Origin of the sequence: Kitasatospora sp. NPDC096204 (assembly GCF_044763205.1) — a bacterium.
Taxonomy (GTDB): domain Bacteria; phylum Actinomycetota; class Actinomycetes; order Streptomycetales; family Streptomycetaceae; genus Kitasatospora.
The window spans coordinates 64,026-82,239 of the sequence record NZ_JBIWFT010000029.1 but is presented as its reverse complement, the minus strand read 5'-3'; the positions used below and the strand labels follow the sequence as shown (position 1 = coordinate 82,239).

The following is an 18,214-nucleotide window of genomic DNA, read 5'->3' as shown; positions in this document are numbered from 1 at the left end:
ACGGGTGGTGGAAGCTCCGGGAAAAGCGCTTCGCCGCTGCCCGTACCCTGGTCTGGTGAGCGGTGAGAGCGGATTGAAGAGCTACAAGGTCGTCACGCACGGCTGTCAGATGAACGTCCACGACTCCGAGCGGCTGTCCGGCCTGCTGGAGGACGCGGGCTACGTCAAGGCCGGGCCCGAGGGCGACCCTGACCTGGTGGTGTTCAACACCTGCGCGGTGCGTGAGAACGCCGACAACAAGCTGTACGGCAACCTCGGCCAGCTCGCGCCGGTCAAGACCCGCCACAAGGGCATGCAGATCGCCGTCGGCGGCTGCCTGGCGCAGAAGGACCGCGAGACCATCGTCAAGCGCGCCCCCTGGGTCGACGTGGTCTTCGGCACCCACAACATCGGCCACCTGCCGGCGCTGCTGGAGCGGGCCGCGGTCGAGCGCAGGGCCCAGGTCGAGATCCTGGAGTCGCTGGAGACCTTCCCCTCCACCCTGCCGACCCGCCGCGAGTCCGCGTACGCCGCCTGGGTCGCCATCTCGGTCGGCTGCAACAACACCTGCACCTTCTGCATCGTGCCCGCGCTGCGCGGCAAGGAGGAGGACCGTCGCCCCGGTGACGTCCTCGCCGAGATCGAGGCGCTGGTGGACGAGGGCGTCATCGAGGTGACCCTGCTCGGCCAGAACGTCAACGCGTACGGCTCCGACCTGGGCGACCGCGAGGCCTTCTCCAAGCTGCTGCGCGCCGCCGGCCAGATCGAGGGTCTGGAGCGGATCCGCTTCACCTCGCCGCACCCGCGTGACTTCACCGACGACGTGATCGCCGCGATGGCCGAGACCCCGAACGTGATGCACCAGCTGCACATGCCGCTGCAGTCGGGATCGGACCGCGTCCTCAAGGCGATGCGCCGCTCCTACCGGCAGGAGCGTTTCCTCGGGATCATCCGCAAGGTCCGCGAGGCGATGCCGGACGCGGCGATCTCCACCGACATCATCGTGGGCTTCCCCGGCGAGACCGAGGAGGACTTCGAGGAGACGATGCACGTCGTCCGCGAGGCCCGCTTCACCAACGCCTTCACCTTCCAGTACTCCAAGCGCCCCGGCACCCCCGCCGCGGAGATGGCGGACCAGGTGCCGAAGGAGGTCGTGCAGGCCCGCTACGACCGGCTGATCGCCCTCCAGGAGGAGATCTCCTGGGAGGAGAACAAGAAGCAGGTCGGACGCACCCTGGAGATCCTGGTCGCCGAGGGCGAGGGCAAGAAGGACGACCAGACCCGGCGGCTCTCCGGGCGCGCGCCCGACAACCGGCTGGTGCACTTCGGCAGGCCGGAGGAGCCGGTGCGCCCCGGCGACATGGTGACCGTCGAGATCACCTACGCCGCCCCGCACCACCTGCTCGCCGAGGGCCCGGCGCTCGCGGTGCGCCGCACCCGGGCCGGCGACGCATGGGAGAAGCGCCAGGCCGCGGCCGCCGCCAAGCCGGCCGGCGTGATGCTGGGCCTGCCGAAGATCGGCGCCCCGGCCGAGCTGCCGCTCGCCGCGCCGGCGGGCGGGGCCTGCTGCGGCGACTGACGCCACGGTCCTTGACGGCCCGGCCGGAGCTCCCCAGCTCCGGCCGGGCCGTTCGGCTTCCCGGCTAGAGTGATCCGCATGCTGGTAGCCGCCGCCGTGTGCCCCTGTCCGCCGCTGCTCGTCCCCGAGGTCGCCGCCGGGGCCGCGCCCGAGCTGGACGGCCTGCGCGCGGCCTGCGACGAGGCGCTGGCCGCACTGGTCGAGGCCGCCCCGCAGCTGGTCGTGGTGGTCGGCACCGGGCCGGCGGCCGAGGTGTGGACCGAGGGCGGGGCCGGTTCCTTCCACCGCTACGGGGTGCCGCTGGTCGCCAAGCTGCCCGGCGAGCGGGTCGAGGGGCCGGAGCTGGCGCCCTCGCTGACCGTCGGCGCCTGGCTCCTGGAGCGCGCCGGGGTGAGCCTGCCGACGCACGCCTGCGCGGTGCCCGCGGACGCCCCCGCCGACCGGATGCTCGGCCTCGGCCAGGGCCTGGCCGGCCTCGCCGACCGGGTCGCCCTGCTGGTGCTCGGCGACGGCAGCGCCTGCCGCTCGGTGAAGGCGCCCGGCTACCTGGACGAGCGGGCCGAGGACTTCGACAGCGCCCTGGCCACCGCCCTGGGCACCGCCGACCTGCCCGCCCTGGCCGCCCTGGACCCCGGCCTGGCCGCCGAGCTCAAGGCCGACGGTCGGGCGCCCTGGCAGGTGCTCGCCGGCGCCGCGGAGGGCGCCGGCCTCACCGGGCGGCTGGGCTACCAGGACGCGCCGTACGGGGTCGGGTACTTCGTGGCGTCCTGGTTCTAGCCGGCCGGGACGGGCCGGCCGCGCGGCCGGACAGCCGGTCAGGACGGCCGGTCAGGACTGCGGGGGCTGCTCCGCGTCGCCCGGCTTCGGCTTGTGGGCGAAGTCGCCGACCGCGCCCTTGGCCTTGTCCGCGCCGTGCTCGATCTTGTCGCTGTACTTGCCCTTGGTCGCCTTGTCGATCGCCCCGCCGGCCTTGTCCACGGCCTTCTCGATCTGGTCGCTGTGCTTGCCCGCGAACTCGCCGGCCTTGTCCTTGAGCTCCTCGGCCTTGCCCTTGAGGTTGTCCATCAGGCCCATGGCGATCTCCTTCGTCCGCTGTTTCCCGGACAACGTCCGGGCCCGGCAAAGCGTTCGCAAAACCGGCCCAACCGGGGAAACAGCCGGAAAATCTCCGGGAAACAGCCATATCGTCGCGCAGTCGTGGGCGGGTGGCAGCCCGGTCTCCGGTCACCCGGCGGTTTTGGGAGACTGGAGCGGTGAGCAGCTCCAGTACCCCGCATGTCGTCTCGGTTGTCGGCGCGACCGCCGCCGGCAAGTCCGACCTGGCCGTCGCCATCGCCCGCAGTCTCGACGGCGAGGTGATCAACACCGACTCGATGCAGCTGTACCGGGGCATGGACATCGGCACCGCCAAGCTCACCACGGCCGAGCGCGGGGGAGTGCCGCACCACCTGCTGGACATCTGGGACGTCACCGAGGCCGCCAGCGTCGCCGAGTACCAGCGGCTGGCGCGGGCCGAGATCGACCGGCTGCTCGCCGCCGGCCGCACACCCGTCCTGGTCGGCGGCTCCGGGCTGTACGTCCGGGCGGCGATCGACGAGATGGAGTTCCCGGGCACCGACCCGGCCGTGCGGGCCCGGCTGCAGGCCGAGCTGGAGCAGTCCGGGCCGTACGAGCTGCACCGGCGGCTCGCCGAGCTGGACCCGGCGGCCGCCGAGGCGATCCTCACCGGCAACGGCCGGCGGATCGTCCGGGCCCTGGAGGTCATCGAGATCACCGGGCAGCCGTTCACCGCCAACCTGCCGAGCAACACCGCCGTCTACCGGGCGGTGCAGATCGGCGTCGCCGTGCCGCGCCCCGAGCTGGACGAGCGGATCGCCCTGCGGGTCGACCGGATGTGGGAGGCCGGGCTGCTGGACGAGGTGCGGGAGCTGGAGAAGGCCGGGCTGCGGGAGGGACGGACCGCCTCCCGGGCGCTCGGCTACCAGCAGGTGCTCGACCACTTCGCCGGCGAGTGCACCGAGGACGAGGCCCGGGCCGAGACCGTCCGGGCGACCAAGCGCTTCGCCCGCCGTCAGGAGTCCTGGTTCCGCCGCGACGACCGGATCAACTGGCTCTCCCGACCGGCCGGCACCGACCCCGTCGAGCTGCTGGAACAGTCCCTCGAACTGATCGGCCGTCAGGGAGTTCCGGCCGCGTAGGAAGGGTTTTTGGCCAATCCGGCGGTGCACCTGCGCGCGCAGGGGACCGTGCAGGACGAACCGGCGGTCACGGCCCGATCACGTGATGGCCACGGATCACCCGTCGACCCCGGTCAGGCCCGGAACGCCCCTCTGGACATGCCATCATCGATGCCGTAGGGGTCGGCCGAACGGGCCGACCGTGCCCGGCCGCGAGTCCGCTCGTGTCGAACTGTCAGGGGAGGCCGTGTGTCGACGGGTACCGGCCCCGATTCCGGCCAGAGCGGAAGCGTCACCGCACCGGCCGAGGAGTTCGACGAGTCGACGATGGGCGACCTCCCCGTGCTGACCGGCCTGGAGGCGCCGACCTCCTACGCGGCCGCGGTGCCCGCCCTGGACACCCGCACCCCGCCCAACGGCGCGGTGCACGAGCGGGAGATCCGCCCACTGCGCCGGCTGCGCTGGTGGCAGACCCTGCCGATCGCCCTGCTGGGCACCCTCGGCTCGCTGATGTTCGCCTTCCCGCTCGCCTTCGGCTCGGCCGGCGCGCGCGCCACCATGGTCGGGATGCTCGGGCTGCTGCTCACCGCCGCCTCGATGGGCTGGGGCGCGATGGCCGCCCGGCACGCCGGCTACAAGTGGCCGGGGCTGCCGCGCCGGGGCTCCGGGCAGCGGGCCGGCTGGAAGGCCATCGTGGTCTACACCCTGATCGCGGTGGCCGCCTGCGCGCTCGCGGTCTGGCGGGTCGCGTACCTGCGCTGAGCGCCCCCACACCGACGGCGCCGGTCCGGGAGTGCCCGGAGGCGGCGCCGGTCCGGGAGCGCCCGGAGGCGGCGCCGGTCCGGGAGTGCCCGGGGCGAGCGGGTGGTTCGCCGCTCAGTACCATCGGAGGGGTGAGCGCATCCTCTCCCCGGCAGGTCGGCATCCCCTTCTTCAAGGGGCACGGCACCCAGAACGACTTCGTCATCGTCCCGGACCCGGACGGCGCGCTGGAGATCGGTCCCGAGACCGTCGCCGCGCTGTGCGACCGGCGGGCTGGCGTCGGCGGGGACGGGCTGCTGCGCGTGGTGCGCGCCGCCGCCGACCCGGCCGCCGCGGGGATGGCCGACCGGGCCGAGTGGTTCATGGACTACCGCAACTCGGACGGCAGCATCGCCGAGATGTGCGGCAACGGCCTGCGGGTCTTCGCCCGCTTCCTGGTCGAGGCCGGTCTGGCCGAGCCGGGCGAGCTGGCCGTCGCCACCCGCTCCGGGGTGCTCACCGCCAAGGTCGCCGAGGCGGCCGAGGACGGCACGCCCGGCGACGTCACCATCGACATGGGCCGGGCCCGGCTGCCCGGCCCCGACGGCATCGAGGTCGCGGTCGGCGAGCGGCGCTGGCCGGCCCTGAACGTCAACATGGGCAACCCCCACGCGGTGGCCTTCGTGGAGAACCTGGACCACGCCGGAGACCTGTTCGACGCGCCGCTCACCAGCCCCGTCGGCGCCTACCCGGAGGGCGTCAACGTCGAGTTCGTGGTGGACCGCGGGCCGCGGCACGTCGCGATGCGGGTGCACGAGCGCGGCTCGGGCGAGACCCGTTCCTGCGGCACCGGCGCCTGCGCGGTGGCGGTGGCCGCCATCCGCCGGGACGGCGCGGACCCGGCCGTCACCGGCGAGGCGGTCTCGTACACCGTGGACGTGCTGGGCGGCCGACTGGTCATCACCGAGCACCCGGACGGCCGGGTGGAGATGGCCGGGCCGGCGGTGATCGTGGCCGAGGGGCGCCTGGACGGGCGCTGGTGGGAGTCGGTGCGCTGAGGTCTGCCGGGCCCGAGGCCCGGTTTGCCCAATTCGTGCGGTGACGAATCCCCCCGATCGGGTGATACCGGTCGCGGACGGGAATCAGGGCGTCGCGGAACGTGCTCTGCTCGGTAGCATGGACCACCGGGTCGATCACCCCATGGGGAGGGGTGTCAAGATCACCCCCCTCGTACGGGGCGGCGCCCGGCGACCGTTGCCGGAGGTGCCGATGACCATCGAAGCAGCCGGGCAGTCCCTGACGGGGCAGCCGACGACCGTACGGCCGGCCGGGGCCAGGAGGCCCCTCGGAGAGCTGGGCCTGGCCGCCCTCGGCCGGGCCGGGCGGGCGGCACTGCTCGCCACCGGCCGGCCGCCCGTGCCGGACGCCCTGGAACCGCTCGTCCGGGTGCACCGCCGGCACCATCCGCAGGCCGACCTCGGCCTGCTCGCCCGGGCGTACCGGCTCGCCGAGGCCAGCCACCGCGGCCAGAAGCGCAAGAGCGGCGAGCCGTACATCACCCACCCGCTGGCCGTCACCATGATCCTGGCCCAACTCGGCGCCGGGACGACGACCCTGGTCGCCTCGCTGCTCCACGACACGGTCGAGGACACCGAGTTGACGCTGGATCAGGTGGGCGCCGGGTTCGGGCCCGAAGTCGCCTACCTGGTCGACGGGGTGACGAAACTGGAGAAGGTCGACTTCGGCGCCGCCGCCGAGGCCGAGACCTTCCGCAAGATGCTGGTCGCCACCGGGGACGACGTCCGGGTGATGGTGATCAAGCTGGCCGACCGGCTGCACAACATGCGCACCATCCGGCACATGAAGCCGGCCAGCCAGGTCAGGATCGCCAAGGTCACCCGGGACGTGCTGATCCCGCTGGCCGAGCGGCTCGGCATCCAGGTGCTCAAGGCGGAGCTGGAGGACATCGTCTTCGCCACCCTGCACCCCGAGGAGCACGCCCGCACCCGCGCCCTGATGACCGGTCACGAGTCCGAGCCGGACACCCTGCTGGAACCCTTCGCCCGCCGGCTGGCCCGCCAGCTGGCCGAGGCCGGGGTCTCCGCCGAGGTGACCGTACGGCCCCGGCACTGCGTCTCGCTGCACCGGGTGCTGCTCCGGCGGGCCGCCGTGCCCGGCCCGGACGGCCGGCCGCAGGGGCCGCGTCCGGCCGACTTCGGGCGGCTGCTGGTGGTGGTCGAGGAGAACGCCGACTGCTACGCGGTGCTCGGCGAGCTGCACACCTGCTGGACGCCGCTGCCCGGGGAGTTCAAGGACTTCGTGGCCGCGCCCAAGTTCAACCTCTACCAGTCACTGCACACCGCCGTGGCGCTCAGCGGCGGCGCGGTGGTCGAGGTGCTGGTCCGCACCCGGCGGATGCACGAGGTGGCCGAGACCGGGGTAGTCGCGCTCGGGGACCCGTCCCCGGCCGTCGCCGTGCAGGACGCCGACGAGCTGGACCGCACCGACCCGGCCCGCCCGGGCTGGCTCAGCCGGCTGCTGGAGTGGCAGCAGGAGACGCCCGACCCGGACGCCTTCTGGTCCACGCTCACCGCCGACCTGGCCGGCGACCGCGAGATCACCGTGGTGACGGAGGGCGGCGAAACGCTTCAGCTGAGGGCGGGCGCCACCTGCGTGGACGCGGCCTACCTGCTCGGCGAGGAGACCGGCCACCGGTGCATCGGCGCGCGGGTCAACGGGCGGCTCACCGCGCTCTCCACCGTGCTGGAGGACGGCGACCAGATCGCGGTGCTCACCGAGACCCTCCCGGCCGGCGGCGGGCAGCCCTCCGGCCCCGCCCCCGAGTGGCTGGCGCACGCCCGCACCCCGGCCGCCCGGCTGGCCATCGAGCGCTGGCTGGCCGGCCACCCGGCCCGGCAGCCGGTGGTCCGCACCGGCCCGGCCGGCGGCCAGCCCGCCCCGCCCGGGCGCCCCGCCGCCCGGCGGCCGGGCGCCCCGGTCGCGGTGGCCGGCCGGCCCGGGGCGTCGGTCCGGCTGGCCCGCTGCTGCACCCCGGTGCCGCCGGACGAGGTGGCCGGCTACCCGATCCGCGGCGGAGCGGCGGTCGCGGTGCACCGCACCGGCTGTCCGGCGGGGGAGCGGATGCGCGCGGACGGGCGGGCCGAGCTGGAGGTCCGCTGGTGCCCGGAGGGCGCGCCGGCGGCCGGGCACCGGGCGACCCTGCGGGCCGAGGCGCTGAACCGGCCCCGGCTGCTCGCCGACCTCACTGCGGCGATCTCCGGCGCGGGTGTCGGCATCGTCTCGGCCGAGGTCGAGCCGCCGCAGGAGTCCAGGGTCCGGCACACCTACACCGTCGAACTGCCCGAGCCGGCCGTGCTGCCGGGGCTGATGCGGGCGATGCTCAAGGTGTCCGGGGTGTACGACGTGAGCCGCCCGCACGCCCCGGAGGGCGCCAGGGAACCGGGGGAGCGGCCCCCGGGGCGCGCCCCGGGACCGGTGGCGCGGGGGAAATGAGGATGACCGGCCCGTGTCGGGCGTGCGACCATCATGGGGAATTCACGGCCGGTCCACGGCGTTCTCCGGGCACAGGAGCCCGGGTTCGCGTCCGCGGACCTGAGGGGTAGCTCACCCCGCCCGGACGGTAGCCGGGGCGGCAGCTGGGCAGACTCCGTACGGGACCGCCACCGCGGTCCCCGAAGGCCACCCGTACCAGCGAGCCAAAGGACAGAATGACCTCCACGTTCGACACCCGCGACCACGCCGACGCTCCGCGCCGCCTCGACGGTCTGCGGGCGGAAGCCCTCATGGACGAGGACCTCGCGGCCATCGACGAGGACCTCGGCCACCACCACTACGACGGCGACCAGTACGACCGCAGCGAGCGTGCGGCCCTGCGCCGGGTCGTCGGCCTCTCCACCGAACTCGAAGACGTCACCGAGGTCGAGTACCGCCAGCTCCGCCTGGAGCGCGTGGTGCTCGTCGGCGTCTGGACGGACGGCACGCTGGAGGAGGCGGAGAACTCGATGGCCGAGCTCGCCGCGCTCGCCGAGACGGCCGGCTCCCAGGTGCTGGACGGCGTCATCCAGCGCCGTGACAAGCCCGACGCGGCCACCTACATCGGCTCCGGCAAGGCGAAGGAGCTGCGGGACATCGTCGCCGTCAGCGGCGCCGACACCGTGGTCTGCGACGGTGAGCTCACCCCCGGGCAGCTGATCCACCTGGAGGACGTGGTCAAGGTCAAGGTCGTCGACCGGACGGCCCTGATCCTGGACATCTTCGCCCAGCACGCCAAGTCCCGGGAGGGCAAGGCGCAGGTCTCGCTCGCGCAGATGCAGTACATGCTGCCGCGGCTGCGAGGCTGGGGTCAGTCGCTGTCCCGGCAGATGGGTGGCGGTGGCTCCGGCACCTCGGGCGGCGGCATGGCCACCCGTGGCCCCGGTGAGACCAAGATCGAGACCGACCGGCGCCGGATCCGCGAGAAGATGGCGAAGCTCCGCAAGGAGATCGCCGACATGAAGAAGGGCCGCGACACCAAGCGCCAGGAGCGCAAGCGCCACCAGGTGCCGTCCGTGGCCATCGCCGGGTACACCAACGCCGGCAAGTCCTCCCTGCTCAACCGGCTCACCGGCGCGGGCGTGCTGGTGGAGAACGCGCTGTTCGCCACCCTGGACCCGACCGTGCGCCGGGCCGAGACCCCGAGCGGGCGGCTCTACACCCTGGCCGACACCGTCGGCTTCGTCCGGCACCTGCCGCACCACCTGGTCGAGGCCTTCCGCTCGACCATGGAGGAGGTCGCCGACGCGGACCTCATCCTGCACGTGGTGGACGGCTCGCACCCCGAGCCGGAGACGCAGCTGGCCGCCGTCCGCGAGGTCATCGTCTCGGTCGACGCGCAGAACGTGCCGGAGATCGTGGTGATCAACAAGGCGGACGCCGCCGATCCGCACGTGCTCCAGCGGCTGCTGCGCCGCGAGCCGCACGCCATCGTGGTGTCGGCCCGCAGCGGCGCGGGCATCGAGGAACTGCTGCAGCTGATCGACGACGAGCTGCCGCGTCCGGCGGTCGAGGTGCGGGCCCTGGTGCCCTACACCCAGGGCGCGCTGGTCTCCCGGGTGCACGCCGAGGGGGAGCTGCTCTCCACCGAGCACACCGGCGAGGGCACCCTGCTGCACGCCAAGGTGCCGGCCGAGCTGGCCGCCGAGCTGGAGTACTTCGCGGTGGCCCTGCAGGGCTGACGCCGGAGCGTACGCGGGGCCCCGGGACGGTGTTCGTCCCGGGGCCCCGCGCGTGTCCGGGCCGGCCGGGTCACCTGACGTTCTTGGCGAAGTAGTCGAAGGCCTGCTTCGCCTGGTCCTGCAGGGATGGGCCGGCCTGGTAGCCGGCCGGGTTGCGGTTGCCGACCGCGCCGACGCTGATCAGGTTGGGCTTGCCGTCCCGGGTGACGAACCAGCCGCCGCCGGCGGCGCCGGCCGTCATGGTGCAGCCGATCACGTACATCGGCGGCCGGGCCCGGTCGAAGGACAGCCGCCCGGGCGCGACCGGGGAGTCGCAGTGCGCGAGCTCCAGCCCGTCGAACGGCCGCTCGGCCGGATAGCCGTAGGCGGCGGCCGCGGTGATCTGCTCGCGCGGGGCGTTGAACCAGATCGGCACCGCCCCGCCGACCACCTCCTCCAGGGACCTGCCGGAGCCGTCCTCGCCGCTCACCCGCAGGACGCCGTAGTCGTACTGCTCGCGGGCGCCGACGCCGCCCTCCTGGAGCCAGGTCGGCGAGACCAGCGCGCGTACCGCCGTCCACCGGCCGTACGGGGCGGCCCGCTGGTCGGGGTTCGGCTTCCCGCGGACCAGTTGGCCGTCCCGGTTGTAGCCCGGCACGAAGACCAGGTTCCGCAGCCAGCCGCCGCCCCCGCCGTCGTGCAGGCAGTGCGCGGCGGTGTACACGAGGTTGCTGCGGCCGGGGTTGACCGGGTCGGAGACCACGGTGGCGGAACAGGCCGCGTCACCCTGCGGCGTGGTCATGAAGAGCCGGCCGACCACCGAGCCGGCCGGGCCGTACGGGTGCGGCTGCGGCTCGGCCGGGACGGCGGCGGGCGGGGCGTCCCGCTCGACGCCGGGCGCGGCGGGGGCGGTCAGGGAGTACTCCGGGGTGGGCCGGGGCCTGGCGGCGTCCATCCGGGCCGCCGTCCAGGGGCGGGGCGCCGGGTCGTCGGCGAAGGCGCTGCCGGCGACGTAGCGGGCCCAGTCCTCCACCTTCCAGCCGGTCAGGTCGCCGGTGCTGGTGGGCGCGGACCTCGGCAGGGCGAGCGGCGCGGTGGGGGGCCGGGCGGGGCCGTCCGGGCCGCACCCGGCCGCGCCCAGCGCGAGCGCGGCGAGCAGCGCGGCGCCGGCCGTCGCGGTCCGGCGCCGGCGGCTGGTGGTTCTCGGCATGCTGGCTCGCCCCCCGTGCTGTGCTGGTGGTTCCGTCACCGCCCCCGGTGGCGGCTGCTGCCGCCTCCCGGGTGGCCGGTCACTTCTTGGAGATCCAGTCCAGCGCCTGCCGGGCGACCGCCTCCAGGTACGGGCCGCTCAGCGAGGTGTGCTCCTGGGTGCCGATCGAGGTGTTGCTGACCAGGGCGGTCCTGCCGTCCGGCATGGTGGCGAACCAGCCGCCGCCGCTGGCGCCCTGGGTCATGTTGCAGCCGATGGTCAGCATGGTCGGGCGCTTGGCGTCGAAGGAGAGCCGGGTGGGCTTGCCGCCGTCGCACTTGTACAGCTCCTGGCCGTCGAACGGCTTCATCAGCGGGTAGCCGACGGCCGAGAGCCTGAGCTGGTCGCGCGGGGCGTCGAACCAGACCGGGACGGCCGAACCGACCGTCTCCTCCAGGGACTTGCCGGTGTCGTTCTGGTTGCGCACGCGCATGACCGCGAAGTCGTACTGGTTGGCGGCGTCGCCGCTGCCGCCGCCCTCGACCATCCACTGCGGCGAGGTGGTGACCTGGTCGGCCCACCAGGTGCCGAGCGGGGCCAGCTCGGACAGCGGGGCGCGCTTGCCGCCGCTGGAGGCACCCGAGTTGTTGTAGGCGGGTACGAAGACCAGGTCCTTGTAGAAGTTCCCGCCCTTGCCCTCGTGCACGCAGTGGCCGGCCGTCCAGACCAGGTTGCTCTTGCCCGGGTGCTGCGGGTCGGCGATCACCGTCGCCGAGCAGTTGCCGCGGCCGCCCTGGGCGGAGAAGAACACCTTGCCGGAGGGCTGCTTCGTGTACGGGCGGGGCACCGCCAGGGCCTTGACCACCGCGGGCTCGGGGTCGGTCACGCCGTCGTCGGTGGCCGGCGCGGGCGTGGCCGGGGCGGGCTTGGCGGCGGGCGGTGCCGGGTCGGCGGGCTTGGAGTCGCCCATCTTGTCCGGGTCCCAGAAGTCCTTCACCACCGGGTTGTTGAAGACGTGCTTGGACGCCCACTTGTCCCAGTCCTCGTACTTCCACTTCTTCAGGTCGTCCCAGCTCCTGGGCAGCCCCTCCAGCAGGCTGGTCGGGATCCCGGACGGGAGGGTGAGCCCGCCGATCACCCCGCCCGAGCCCGCGGCCGGAGCCGTGGAGGAGGAGGGCGGCGCCGCGGCGACGGTCCCGCCGCCGCCCGCCGGGCCGTCCGGCCCGCAGGCGGTCACGGCGAGCAGGGTGCCCGCGGCCAGGGCGGCGGCCAGGGCTGACCGGTGGATCGTGGGCATCTGTGCGCTTCCCCCTGTGCTCGTTCGATCGGTACCGGGTGCCGGGCGGTGCCGGGCCCCCTGACGGTGCCGGGCCGGCGGCTTCGGACCGGGGCGGTACGGGCCCGGCCGGTTCGCGGTGCGGCGCTCCGCCGTCCTGGAGTCTTCCATCGCAGACGAGGACGGCGGTGCCCGCCCCCCGGGTTGCGGCGCGGGCCGGAGGTCACCGATCCGTGACCCGCGCCCCTCCGGGGTACCGGCCCAGCAGGGCGATCGGCCCCGGAGGTGGACAATCGCCGATTCTCACCCGGACGAGTGAGCCGTCCTTGTGATCACCCGTCATGGATAGGTAACCCTTACCTGACGCGACGGTGCGAGCGCCCGCCGATCCCCTCCACCACAGTGCGCGTCCGCACCCCCACGCGCCCCAAGGAGCAGCCTTGAGCACCGCCGCCCTCACCGGAGCCCCGCCCGTACCCCCGCCCGCCGTGGAACGGGCGGACCTCGAGCACGACCTGCTGCTGCACCCCGACCCGGCCGTCGCCGCCGAACAGGCCGGACTGGAGGCCCTGCTGCGCTGCTGGACGCGCGAGACCGGAGCCCGGCCAGGACCGGACGGCCGGCTGCGGATCGCCGTCCTCGGCGGGGCCGCCCGGCTCACCGCCCCCGTCCGCTACTGGTCGCCCGGCGGCTGGCACCGCTTCGGGCCGGCCACCCTCGCGGTCGGGGAGGCCACCGCGGCGGGCGACGTCTCCGAAGCCCCGGTGGACGCCGTCACCACCGCCGCGCTGCTCGCCGCCGCGGCCGCCGAACGGCCCGACCCCGGGCAGGTCGCCGACCTGGCCGCCAGGGTCGCCGATTCGGTCGTGCGCACCGCCGAGATCCTCGCCCACCGCCGCACCGCCGCCACGCCCGGCGGCCCCGAGCGCTCCCACTTCCTCGCCGCCGAGCAGTCCCTGCTGCTCGGCCACCCGCTGCACCCCACGCCGAAGAGCCGCGACGGCCTCGGCCCCGCCCAGAGCGCCGCCTACTCGCCCGAACTGCACGGCTCCTTCCAACTGCACTGGTACGCCGTGGACCGCGAGCTGCTCGCGGCCGGCTCCGCCGTCGCCGAGAGCGCCGAACAGCTCACCGCCGGCCTCCTCGACGGCGGCACGACGCTGCCGCCCGGCACCGCCGCCGTCCCGCTGCACCCCTGGCAGGCCCGCGAACTCGCCCACCGCCCGGCCGTCGCCGCACTGCTCGCCGACGGGCTGCTGCACGACCTCGGCCCGGCCGGCGAGCCCTGGTACCCCACCTCCTCGGTGCGCACCGTCTACCGGCCCGGCACCCCGTGGATGCTCAAGCTCTCGCTCGGCCTGCGGATCACCAACTCCCGCCGGGAGAACCTGCGCAAGGAACTCCACCGCGGCCTGGAGATGCACCGGCTGCTGGAGAGCGGACTGGCCGCCGAGTGGCGGGCCGCCCACCCCGGCTTCGACATCGTCCGCGACCCGGCCTGGATCGGCGTCGACCACCCCGACCTCGGCGACCCGGGCGGCCTGGACACCGTGCTGCGCGCCCAGCCCTTCGCGCCCACCGAGCGCGCGCTGTGCGTTGCCGGGCTGGTCGCCGAACAGCCGCTGGGCACCGGCGACACCGTGCCCTCCCGGCTCGGCGACACCCTGCGGGCGCTCGCCGCCCGCTGCGCCCGCCCGTTGCAGACCGTCGCCGCCGAATGGTTCCTGCGCTACCTGGACGCGGTCGTGCTGCCCATCCTCTGGCTGGACGGCCGGGGCGGCATCGCCCTGGAGGCGCACCAGCAGAACAGCCTCGTACTGCTGGACGCCGCGGGCTGGCCGTGCGGCGGCCGCTACCGCGACAACCAGGGCTACTACTACCGGGAGAGCGCCACCGGGAGGCTCGCCGCCCGGCTGCCCGGGCTCGGCACGGACAGCGACACCTTCCTGCCGGACGACGTGATCGACCACCACTTCGCCTACTACCTCGGCATCAACCACGTGCTCGGCCTGATCGGCGCCTTCGGCTCCCAGCGGCTCGCCGACGAGACGGTGCTGCTGGCCGCGCTGCGCCGGTTCCTGACCGGCCCGCGGGCCGCCGCCACCGGTTCGGCGCTGCCCGCGCTGTTGCTGGACGCGCCCACCCTGCCCTGCAAGGCCAACCTGCTCACCCGGATCAACGGCATGGACGAGCTGGTCGGCCCGGTCGCCAGCCAGTCCGTGTACGTGGACATCCCCAACCCGGTGGCGGGCGCCTGATGCTCTGCGATCCGCCCGGGTGGGGCTCCGTCCCCACCCCGGCCGGCGAGTTCCGGCTCGGCCCGGTCCGGCTGCCCGCCGACCTCGCGCTGCTCGCCGGGTGGATGAACGACCCCGAGGTCGACGCTTTCTGGGAACTCGCCGGGCCGCCGGAGGTCACCGAACGGCACGTCCGGGCCCAGCTGGACGGCGACGGCCGCAGTACCCCGTGCCTCGGCCTGCTCGACGGCGAGGCGCTGAGCTACTGGGAGGTCTACCGTGCCGACCTCGACCCGCTCGCCGCGCACTACCCGGCCCGGCCGCACGACACCGGCGTGCACCTGCTGCTCGGCCCCGCCGCCAGCCGCGGCCGCGGGCTCGGTGCCGTCCTCCTGGCCGCCCTCGCAGAATTGATTCTGCTCCGGAACCCGCGCTGCGAACGGGTGGTGGCCGAACCGGACGTCCGCAACCGGCGGTCCGTCCGGGCCTTCGAACGAGCCGGATTCCGGGCCGTCGCCGAACTCGACCTGCCCGACAAGCGCGCCGCCCTGATGGTCCGCGACCGGGCCGACGGGCCCGTCGCGCAGGCCCAACTCCCCGCCTAGGACAACCCTGTGGACACCACGACACCCCCTCCGTACGACCTGCTCGGCGTCGGCATCGGTCCGTTCAACCTCTCGCTCGCCGCACTCGCCGAGCCCGTCCCCGGCCTGCGCACGCTCTTCTGCGACCAGCGCCCGGAGTTCCGCTGGCACCACGGGATGCTGGTGGACGGAGCCCGGATGCAGGTGCCGTTCCTCGCCGACCTGGTCTCCCTGGTCGATCCGACCAGCCCGTGGTCCTTCCTCAACTACCTGCGCGACCAGGACCGGCTGTTCCCGTTCTACTTCGCCGAGCGCTTCCAGCTGCCGCGCCGCGAGTACGACCACTACTGCCGCTGGGCCGCCGAGCGGCTCGCCAACTGCCGCTTCGGCACCGAGGTCACCGCCCTGCGCTGGGACGCCCCCTGGTACCGCGTCGAACTGACCGACACCGCCACCGGCCGGCGCTCCGAGGCCAGGGCCCGCAACCTCGCCCTCGGCGTCGGCACCCGGCCGGTCCTGCCCGAGGCCTTCGCCGCGCTGGCCGGCCACCCGCGGGCCTTCCACTCCGCCGAGTACCTGGACCGCCGCGCCGACCTGGCCGGCACCCGGGACATCACCGTGGTCGGCAGCGGACAGTCCGGCGCCGAGGTCTTCCTCGACCTGCTCCGCCACCACGAGGGCGACGGCGTCCGGCTGCGCTGGCTCACCCGCACCAGGGCGCTCGCCCCCATGGAGTACTCCAAGCTCGGCCTGGAGCACTTCACCCCCGACTACACCCGCTACTTCCACGGCCTGCCCGCACCCGTTCGGGACGCGCTGGTCGCCGCCCAGTGGCAGCTGCACAAGGCCGCCAGCGCCGAGACCCTCGCCGAGATCCACGACCACCTCTACGAGCGCACCATCGGCCGCCCGATCGACACCGCGCCGGTCGAGATCACCCCCGGCACCGCCGTCACCGCCGCCCGCCCCGGCCCCTGCGGCGGCCTCGAACTGCACTGCCGGCACACCGACTCCGGCGCCGAACACCTGCTGCGCACCGACGCCGTGGTGCTCGCCACCGGCTACCGGGCGGCCCGCCCGGCCGCCCTCGAACCGCTCGCCGAACTGATCGACTGGGACGAGGCCGGGCGCTACCGGGTCGACCTGGACCACCGGGTCGCCACCCGGCCCGAGCTCACCGGCGGGCTGTACGTCCAGAACGCCGAACTGCACACCCACGGCGTCGGCACCCCCGACCTCGGACTCGGCGCCCACCGGGCCGCCGTGATCCTCAACGCCGTCACCGGGCGAACCGTCCACCGGCTGCCCGGCCGCACCGCCTGGACCGGCTTCGCGCCGCCCGTCACGGCCGCCGCGTCCGCGACCTTCGACCAGACCACCGTCGTCCCCCGCCCCCAGGAGTTGACCCGTGCCGCAACCGTCGGCCGCTGAACCGCCGCTCCACCTGCCCCCGCACCTCACCGCCGGGCACTGGCAGCGGGCCGGCCGCGCCCTGCTGGCCAAGATGCTGGGCGAGTTCGCCTACGAGGAGCTGCTCCGGCCCGTCCCCGGGGACGCGCCCGGCGAGTACCGGCTGGAGCTGCCCGAGGCCGAGTACCGCTTCACCGCCCGGCGGGGCGCCTACGACAGCTGGCAGGTCGACCCCGAGTCCGTCCGCTGCTCCCGCCCGGACGGCCTCGACCCGCTGCGCTTCCTCCCGTACGCCCGGCAGACCCTCGGCATGCGCGGCGAGACCACCGGCCACCTGATCCGCGAGCTCTCCGCCACCCTGACCGCCGACGCCCGCCAGCTCGCCACCGCGCTGACCGCCGCCGAACTCGCCGACCTCGACCACACCGCCCTGGAGGGCCGGCAGACCGGCCACCCCTGGATCGTCCCCAACAAGGGCCGGATCGGCTTCTCCTCCGCCGACGCCGCCCGCTGGGCCCCCGAGGCCCGCAGCCCCCGCCCACTGCCCTGGATCGCCGTCCACCGCCGGCTCGCCGAGTACCGCGGCGTGCCCGGACTCGAGCGGCCCGAGCAGCTGTACGCCCGCGAGCTGGACGACGTGGACGCGCTGCGCGCCGCGCTCGGCCCGGACGCCGAGGACTACCTGCTGCTGCCCGTCCACCCCTGGCAGTGGGACGAGACGATCCTGCCGCTGTTCGCGCCCTGGATCGCCTCCGGCGAGATCGTCCCGCTGCCCTCGGACGGCGACCCACGGCTGCCCCAGCAGTCCATCCGCTCCTTCTTCAACACCGCCCACCCCGAGCGCTGCACGGTCAAGCTGCCGCTGTCCATCCTCAACACCCTGGTCTGGCGCGGCCTGCCGGTCGAGCGCACGCTGGCCGCGCCCACCGTCACCGCCTGGCTGCTCGGAGTGCGCGACGCCGACCCGTACCTGCGCGACGAGTGCCGGGTGATCCTGCTCGGCGAGATCGCCTCCGTCACCGTCGACCACCCGCTCTACCGCGAGCTGCCCGAGGCGCCGTACCAGTACAAGGAACTGCTCGGAGCGATCTGGCGCCAGCCGCTCGGGCCCTTCCTGGCCGAGGGGGAGCGGGCCCGCACCCTGGCCGCGCTGCTGCAGACCGGTTCCGACGGGCGGGCGCTCGCCGCCGAGCTGGTCGACCGCTCCGGCCTCGCCCCCGCCGAGTGGACCGCCCGGCTGTTCGCCTCGATGATGCCGCCGCTGCTGCACTTCCTCTACCGCTACGGGCTGGTCTTCTCCCCGCACGGCGAGAACGCCATCGTGGTCTTCGACTCCTCCGAGGCGCCCGCCCGGCTCGCGGTCAAGGACTTCGTGGACGACGTCAACCTCAGCGCCCAGGGCCTGCCCGAGCTCCACGGCCTGCCCGCCGAGGTGGCCGAGGTCCTGCTGCGGGAGAGCCCGCAGGGGCTCTGCCAGTTCATCCACTCCGGACTGTTCATCGGCGTCTTCCGCTACCTCGCCCCGCTGCTGGAGGCGCAGACCGGACTGCCCGAGACCGAGTTCTGGGCGCTGCTGCGCGCCGAGGTGCTGCGCTACCAGGACCGCTTCCCCGAGCTGCGCGAGCGCTTCGAGCTGTTCGACCTGTTCCGCCCCCGGATCGACCGGCTCTGCCTCAACCGCAACCGGCTGCTGCTGGACGGTTACCAGGACCGCCCGCACCGCCCGCACGCCGCCCGGTACGGGACCGTGCCCAACGCGCTGGTCGCCGTGGACGTGCGACTGCCCGCGCAACGGGACCGGATTGTCACCCCCGCCCCGTAGGGTGGGA

At 74.4% G+C, this 18,214-nt stretch carries 14 protein-coding genes; 11 read left to right on the top strand and 3 right to left on the bottom strand.

Annotated elements, in window-relative coordinates; genetic code table 11:
• Positions 1-55 precede the first annotated feature (55 nt).
• Positions 56-1,558 carry a tRNA (N6-isopentenyl adenosine(37)-C2)-methylthiotransferase MiaB gene (miaB, locus tag ACIQ87_RS27920; RefSeq protein WP_402411530.1) on the top strand — a complete coding sequence of 501 codons (1,503 nt, stop codon included), beginning with the start codon at positions 56-58 and terminating at the stop codon, positions 1,556-1,558.
• A 78-nt stretch (positions 1,559-1,636) separates the two neighbouring features.
• The gene (locus ACIQ87_RS27915) at positions 1,637-2,335 is read left to right on the top strand and encodes a class III extradiol dioxygenase subunit B-like domain-containing protein (protein ID WP_402411528.1); all 699 of its coding nucleotides are present in this window, start codon (positions 1,637-1,639) and stop codon (positions 2,333-2,335) included.
• 51 nt (positions 2,336-2,386) lie between these two features.
• On the opposite strand, the gene ACIQ87_RS27910 is transcribed toward ACIQ87_RS27915, so the two are convergent.
• Complete coding sequence (locus tag ACIQ87_RS27910; protein ID WP_402411525.1) at positions 2,387-2,632, bottom strand: antitoxin; 246 nt, start codon at positions 2,630-2,632, stop codon at positions 2,387-2,389.
• Between the two features lie 179 nt (positions 2,633-2,811).
• On the opposite strand from ACIQ87_RS27910, the gene miaA reads away from it, so the two are divergent.
• The 5 genes from miaA (at position 2,812) to hflX (ending at position 9,710) form a co-directional block, all read left to right on the top strand.
• Complete coding sequence (miaA, locus tag ACIQ87_RS27905; protein WP_402411523.1) at positions 2,812-3,756, top strand: tRNA (adenosine(37)-N6)-dimethylallyltransferase MiaA; 945 nt, start codon at positions 2,812-2,814, stop codon at positions 3,754-3,756.
• Positions 3,757-3,984: 228 nt separating this feature from the next.
• Complete coding sequence (locus ACIQ87_RS27900; protein WP_402411520.1) at positions 3,985-4,497, top strand: hypothetical protein; 513 nt, start codon at positions 3,985-3,987, stop codon at positions 4,495-4,497.
• Between the two features lie 131 nt (positions 4,498-4,628).
• Complete coding sequence (gene dapF, locus ACIQ87_RS27895) at positions 4,629-5,534, top strand: diaminopimelate epimerase (protein ID WP_402411518.1); 906 nt, start codon at positions 4,629-4,631, stop codon at positions 5,532-5,534.
• Positions 5,535-5,745: 211 nt separating this feature from the next.
• Positions 5,746-7,989, top strand: coding sequence for a RelA/SpoT family protein (locus ACIQ87_RS27890; protein ID WP_402411515.1), 2,244 nt, complete (start codon positions 5,746-5,748; stop codon positions 7,987-7,989).
• 215 nt (positions 7,990-8,204) lie between these two features.
• Positions 8,205-9,710: a GTPase HflX gene (hflX, locus tag ACIQ87_RS27885; RefSeq protein WP_402411512.1), complete on the top strand. Its 1,506-nt coding sequence runs from the start codon at positions 8,205-8,207 to the stop codon at positions 9,708-9,710.
• A gap of 70 nt (positions 9,711-9,780) precedes the next feature.
• Here hflX and ACIQ87_RS27880 read toward each other — a convergent pair whose 3' ends face one another.
• Complete coding sequence (locus ACIQ87_RS27880) at positions 9,781-10,899, bottom strand: trypsin-like serine peptidase (protein ID WP_402411509.1); 1,119 nt, start codon at positions 10,897-10,899, stop codon at positions 9,781-9,783.
• Positions 10,900-10,978: 79 nt separating this feature from the next.
• Positions 10,979-12,175 carry a trypsin-like serine peptidase gene (locus ACIQ87_RS27875; protein ID WP_402411507.1) on the bottom strand — a complete coding sequence of 399 codons (1,197 nt, stop codon included), beginning with the start codon at positions 12,173-12,175 and terminating at the stop codon, positions 10,979-10,981.
• A gap of 419 nt (positions 12,176-12,594) precedes the next feature.
• On the opposite strand from ACIQ87_RS27875, the gene ACIQ87_RS27870 reads away from it, so the two are divergent.
• Genes ACIQ87_RS27870 through ACIQ87_RS27855 form a run of 4 tightly spaced genes read left to right on the top strand, consistent with a single transcriptional unit; the run spans position 12,595 to position 18,207 of the window.
• Positions 12,595-14,412 carry an IucA/IucC family protein gene (locus ACIQ87_RS27870; protein WP_402411505.1) on the top strand — a complete coding sequence of 606 codons (1,818 nt, stop codon included), beginning with the start codon at positions 12,595-12,597 and terminating at the stop codon, positions 14,410-14,412.
• Positions 14,304-14,996: a GNAT family N-acetyltransferase gene (locus tag ACIQ87_RS27865; RefSeq protein WP_402411605.1), complete on the top strand. Its 693-nt coding sequence runs from the start codon at positions 14,304-14,306 to the stop codon at positions 14,994-14,996. Before ACIQ87_RS27870 ends, ACIQ87_RS27865 begins: the two co-directional genes overlap by 109 nt.
• A 9-nt stretch (positions 14,997-15,005) precedes the next feature.
• Positions 15,006-16,406: a lysine N(6)-hydroxylase/L-ornithine N(5)-oxygenase family protein gene (locus ACIQ87_RS27860; RefSeq protein ID WP_402411503.1), complete on the top strand. Its 1,401-nt coding sequence runs from the start codon at positions 15,006-15,008 to the stop codon at positions 16,404-16,406.
• Positions 16,384-18,207: an IucA/IucC family protein gene (locus ACIQ87_RS27855; protein WP_402411501.1), complete on the top strand. Its 1,824-nt coding sequence runs from the start codon at positions 16,384-16,386 to the stop codon at positions 18,205-18,207. The genes ACIQ87_RS27860 and ACIQ87_RS27855 overlap by 23 nt, the downstream gene beginning before the upstream one ends.
• The last annotated feature ends 7 nt before the right edge of the window (positions 18,208-18,214 follow it).

Bases quoted from the DNA above. Each gene is read 5' to 3' on its own strand.
- ACIQ87_RS27915 (WP_402411528.1), top strand. From the start codon at position 1,637: ATGCTGGTAGCCGCCGCCGTGTGCCCCTGTCCGCCGCTGCTCGTCCCC.
- ACIQ87_RS27910 (WP_402411525.1), bottom strand. From the start codon at position 2,632: ATGGGCCTGATGGACAACCTCAAGGGCAAGGCCGAGGAGCTCAAGGAC.
- ACIQ87_RS27890 (WP_402411515.1), top strand. From the start codon at position 5,746: ATGACCATCGAAGCAGCCGGGCAGTCCCTGACGGGGCAGCCGACGACC.
- hflX (WP_402411512.1), top strand. From the start codon at position 8,205: ATGACCTCCACGTTCGACACCCGCGACCACGCCGACGCTCCGCGCCGC.
- ACIQ87_RS27880 (WP_402411509.1), bottom strand. From the start codon at position 10,899: ATGCCGAGAACCACCAGCCGCCGGCGCCGGACCGCGACGGCCGGCGCC.
- ACIQ87_RS27875 (WP_402411507.1), bottom strand. From the start codon at position 12,175: ATGCCCACGATCCACCGGTCAGCCCTGGCCGCCGCCCTGGCCGCGGGC.